Source organism: Streptomyces sp. NPDC004721, assembly GCF_053601495.1.
Map to the genome: position 1 here is coordinate 1 of NZ_JBSGBZ010000132.1, position 4,902 is coordinate 4,902.

The 4,902-nt window shown below is 68.8% G+C and carries 4 protein-coding genes and 1 pseudogene; 1 reads left to right on the plus strand and 4 read right to left on the minus strand.

From position 1 onward, the window contains the following. Window positions 1-112: 112 nt before the first annotated feature. The 3 genes from ACWEK3_RS42005 to ACWEK3_RS42015 form a co-directional block, all read right to left on the minus strand. A complete protein-coding gene (locus tag ACWEK3_RS42005; protein ID WP_453252226.1) occupies window positions 113-478 on the minus strand; it encodes a site-specific integrase in 366 nt (121 codons plus the stop codon). An 18-nt stretch (window positions 479-496) separates the two neighbouring features. Further along, window positions 497-1,234, minus strand: a complete 738-nt coding sequence (locus tag ACWEK3_RS42010) for an MIP/aquaporin family protein (protein WP_453252227.1) — start codon at window positions 1,232-1,234, stop codon at window positions 497-499. Between the two features lie 258 nt (window positions 1,235-1,492). After that, window positions 1,493-2,647, minus strand: coding sequence for a glutathione-independent formaldehyde dehydrogenase (locus ACWEK3_RS42015; protein WP_450546944.1), 1,155 nt, complete (start codon window positions 2,645-2,647; stop codon window positions 1,493-1,495). Window positions 2,648-3,215: 568 nt separating this feature from the next. On the opposite strand from ACWEK3_RS42015, the gene ACWEK3_RS42020 reads away from it, so the two are divergent. Then, on the plus strand, window positions 3,216-4,337 hold the full coding sequence (locus ACWEK3_RS42020; RefSeq protein WP_453252228.1) for a hypothetical protein: 1,122 nt from the start codon (window positions 3,216-3,218) through the stop codon (window positions 4,335-4,337). A gap of 40 nt (window positions 4,338-4,377) precedes the next feature. Here the strand turns inward: ACWEK3_RS42020 and ACWEK3_RS42025 are convergent. Next, a pseudogene (locus ACWEK3_RS42025) lies at window positions 4,378-4,902 on the minus strand (hypothetical protein); the annotation flags it as partial.

The window sequence follows — 4,902 nt, forward strand, 5'->3', positions numbered from 1 at the left end:
CCCACCGGCTACGCCCTGCTGTTCGGCCGCGCCGAACTCACCCCCGCCGCGTAGACGGCGACGTGCGTGCTCGGGGCGGGCGCGACGACCGCTGCATCGCTGTCCGCCCTGGTCACGTCCGGCGACGTGCGGCGGGATCGAGCTCAGCGACGTGCCGGGCGACGGCGTCGACGCCGGGGCGGGCGTACCGCTCCAGGGACCGCACGGAGGCGTGGCGGGAGCGGGCCAGCAGCATCGGGGTGGAAGTGCCGCTCTCCGCGTCGTGGGTGAGCGCGGTATGCCGCAGCCGGTGCAGGGTCCAGCCGTCCAGGTCCTCGACGTCCTCGGGTGAGGCGAGCGGGTTGGCCAGCAGCCGGGTGTTCTCCTCGAAGATCTCCTCAGCCCGGCGATACGACAGACGTGCCCGGCCAGTCTCGGGGCACACATCTAGCGTTGGCGGGCAGCCGCGGTTGGACAGGGCAAAGGAACAGGCCGTCATGCTGGGATGCTATTCGGCTTAGGACGTTCGTCCGGGCGGCGGTGTGGAAGGTCGGGGTTGGGCAACCAACACGTAGGCCACGGCGGCGACGACGGCGCCGATCACTGGACCGACCCAGTACAGCCAGAACTCCTGCCACGGCGTATGGCCACCGAAGATAGTCGTGGCCGCGTAGGGTCCGAAGGTGCGCGCAGGGTTGACTGAGCCGTTGCTGATGGGGCCGATGACCATGATTTCGCAGGCCACCACCAGGCCGATGATCAGCCCGGCCCAGCCCGTCGGTGCACGCGCGTCCACGGCCAACGCCATGATGGTGAACAACAGAAGTGCGGTTCCCAGGGCCTCAGCCACGCCAGCCTGCAGGTAAGTATGACCGGGCTGGACCACCGTGCCGCCGGAGACGTTGGCAGTCAGTGCAGACGAGCCGAAGATCACGTTGACCAGCAAGCCGCCACCGAGCGCCCCGCCCAGCTGGGCGACGACGTAAGGGACGACCTCCCTCCAGGGGAAGCGTTGTATCGCGGCCAGCGCGATGGTCACCGCAGGGTTGATGTGCGCCCCGGAGATGGGGCCGAACACGTAGACGGCAGCGGCGATGACGAAAGCGAACGAGAAACCGATGATCCCTATCGCGGCGTAGCCCAGCTGGCCCTTGCCCACCACCAAGGCGGCTACGAACGAGCCCGCCCCGAAGATCACCAGTAGTGCGGTGCCGATCGCCTCCGCGGCCAACCGTCGCCACAGCTTCGCGGTCATGAATTGCTCACCCCGATAGCTCGAGCGCGCCGGGGGTGCACGCCCAACGCCAAGGGGTGTTGGCCGTGCGCCGACCGGCTACATCGGATCAGACGGCCTTTGGGTCGGGCTCGAGCACGACCTTCGGACCGGCGGCCGAGGTGCGGACCTAACCATGCGCCGACGGTGACTCGGCGGCCCCGGGCCGGTACTCGGCCGGGGCCGCACGCTGGCTTGTTCTGCCGCGCCTGCCCGCGGTCAGGTTGCCGGTGACGTTGTTCAACGGGCGCCGCCGTCGGGGTGCAGGACGACCTTGGTCCATCCGTTGTCACGGGCGTCGAAGTGCTGGTAGGCCTCGGGGGCCCGGTCCAGCGGGAGCTCGTGGGAGACGATCCAGGACGGTGTGGCCTTGCCCTGCTGGATCAGGTTGCACAGCTGGCGGTTGTAGGCCTTGATGTTGGCCTGCCCGTTGCCGACCGACTGGCCCTTGAACCAGAACAGGCCGTAGTCGAAGGCGAATTCACCGTGCTGGTACAGCTTGTCGGGGCTGCCGGGGTCCTGGGGGATGAAGATGCCGACCACGCCGATGGTGCCGGTGAACTTCACCGACTCCACCAGGTTGTTCAGCGTCATGTTGGGGTGTTCATGGCCCTGGGGGTCGTGGGCCTGGTAGCCCACGCACTCGCAGCCCCGGTCCGCCCCGAGTCCGTTTGTGTGCTCGTTGACCTGGTCGACGGGCGAGGTCTTGGAGTCGTCGATGGGAATTGCCCCGATCTGCTCGGCCAGGGCGAGGCGGTCTGGGTGGCGGTCCACGACCATGACCTTGGATGCGCTCTTGAGGTTCGCCGACAGTGCGGCCATCAGGCCGACCGGGCCGGCGCCGTAGATCACCACGGTGTCGCCGGGCTGTACCCTGGCGAGTTCCGTGCAGTGCCAACCGGTGGGGAAGACGTCGGAGAGCATCACGTAGTCGGTCTGCCGCTCCCGGGCCTCTTCCGGCAGGACCAGACAGTTGTGGTCACCGTAGGGCACGCGCAGCAGCTCAGCCTGCCCGCCGCTGTACGGGCCCATGTCGGCGAAGCCGTAGGCGGCACCAGCCGTCTTCGGATTGTCGGCAGTGGTCAGGCAGAACGCGGTCAGCCCCTGCTCGCAGTTCCGGCAGAAACCGCAGCTGATGTTGAACGGCAAGCAGACCAGATCCCCGACCCTGACCCTGTCGACTCCGGCGCCGACCTCGGTCACCTCCCCCAGGTTCTCGTGGCCGAAGATCCGTCCCTGCTCGAAGTCAGTGCGGCCCTCATACATGTGCAGATCCGAACCGCAGATGTTGGTGCTGGTGATCCTCACCAGCACATCGGTGGGCCGTTCGATGCGCGCGTCGGGGACATCCTTCACACTGACGGTGCGCGGCCCGTCATAGACAACAGCCTTCATGGCTTCCCCTTCGATTGCTTCACCACACGATGGCCGGCATCAGGAGCCGCGCGGGGGAACAGGTCACTCTGGACGACCAGGCGACGGGAACCGGCACGCGGGCTTGTCCCGCTCAGGCGCCGGAACAATCCCGCGCTCCGCAAGGCACTCGGCCTTCGGTGACCACTACCGCACCACCGCTCCTCCACCCTCCCACCTCCATCAGGCGTGTCAAGCCGTGGTCGGGAAGTGCCTGTCGAGCCTGTCCGTGGGAGACCTGGGTCCCAGGAGAATGGGCCTAGGGTCTGTGTGATGTCGTGATCAACCGACTGATTGCAGGAGATCTCCGACCCAGATCATCGAGGCGCGGAGTTCGAGGCCGGCGAGGTAGCTTTCGGGTGTCTTGTCGGAGCGTGTAGCGGTGCCGCGCCAGTCCTTCAGACGGTTGATCAGTCGCTCGACGGTGTTGCGGTCACGTTGACGTGCTAGACGGTGGTGGTCCCGACGCTGAATCCGGCTGCGCGCTGGGTGCAAGTGTGGCCATTGTTGGAAACCGCTCATTGTCAGACCCACGCGCCACGCTTGATCTATGCGAACACTCTTCAGCGACGAAGTGCACGTGGCCTACCGGCAGATCTATGTCTGCAGCGACGGCATCCACTCCCCCGAAGATTCTTTCGCCGGGCAGCGGGCCGGGCTGTGCGGCGGGGCGGTGCCAGGCCATCTCTTTCTGCTGACTGGAACGCACACCGGCTCCGTCCCGATCACCGTTGAGATGCACGAGACGGAGCCGCCCCTGGACGCCGACCTCTGGGAGGACATCGTCGAGGTATCGTTCCGGCCCGTATCGGACAAGATCGAGCTCGCGGAGTGGGACAGCCGCTGGTATCCGCTCCCCCTCTCCGAGACCACGTACCGGGTCCGCTACCACTGCCGGGGCATGGACGAGGCACGCACCGCCGTAGGCGATGCGCGCGAACCCGCGGTGGAGGAGTATCTGCTGCGATTCTGGCCGAGCCCGCCGGCCCCAGACCGCGTAGTCAAGGAGACCAGCCAAGCCGCCGCCTATTGGCACGAGTACGCGCGCAAGCAGCCCCCAGGCCCCACTCCCGAGGAGCAAGCCCAGGCCGAGCGCCAGGCCCGCGAGGAGGAGGAGCGCACCGCGCTGCGACGGGAGATGGACGCGTGGGGTGGTCGTCTGCCCAGCGACCGGCTGCGAGATGTCCAAGGCAGGCTCCGCGGAATCCAGGGCTATCCAATGGGCCTCGTGGGCCTTGATGCCACACTCGTGCACGCGATCGACGCCGCAGATCCCGAGGAACAGCGCGCGCTCGCCCGCTGGGCAGCACACCGCGCTTGCGAGACAGCAGGGCTCAGCGAAATCGACTGGGTAGCGCGCGGGCTGGCGGAGCTCAACCGGGGCGAGCCCTACTCACCGCCGCTGGACGACCCGCAACGGCTGCGGGACGCCGCGTTCTCCGACGCACGCATTCCTCACCCCCACGACGGAAGCCCCGGCCTGCCCCAAGTCGCCGCCTTCGCCGCCCTCTTCGATGCTGCCGCCCCCGACCCCCTCAAGGCGGCGCTGGACGCCCTCCTCGCCGCGGCGGTCACTCATGACACCGACTGGCCCCACCTCTTCGCGGAGGTCCGCCGCACCTTCCCAGCGACGGCCGTCGCGCCAGAGGCGGAGAGGAGCGACCGCCAGTAGCCTCAGGGCCCCCGGGGAGAGTCGCGTTCGCCCGGTTTGATCATGGAATCCCCTGGAGGGTGAGGGCGGCTGCTGGGTGGGTGTGCGCTCGTCGACCGCTGGCGATGTTGGCCCAGCCGGAGCGGTGAAGGGTGGCGCGGGCGAGGTCGCGCAGGACGCTCACGACGGCGGGGGTGCGGTGGCGGCGGATCTGGCTGGCGTCTTCGGCGAAGGCCGCACGGCGCGGTCGCGGCCGGTCCTCGCGTAGGGCGATGCGGTGGGCGCGGCGCTGTTCGCGCTCGACGGTGCCGTCCGGGCCGGCCGGGCTCACCGGGCGGGGCTGGAGTGCGGCGAGCCGGGCGAAACCGGCGGCGGTGAGTACCGCAGGGTCGACCCGGGCGAACACAGCTCGCAGGGTGCGTTCGCCCGGCGCCCTGAACTGGCCGGTGAAGGGATCGAAGGGGCAGCCCAGCCGGGCCAGGACAGCCTGGTCACAGCGGCGTACCCACTCGGCAAGTCGGGCACCCGGGCCCGGGCTGCTCGACGCCCTGGCCCGGGTCGGGCACCCGGGCCAGGGCGTCGAGCA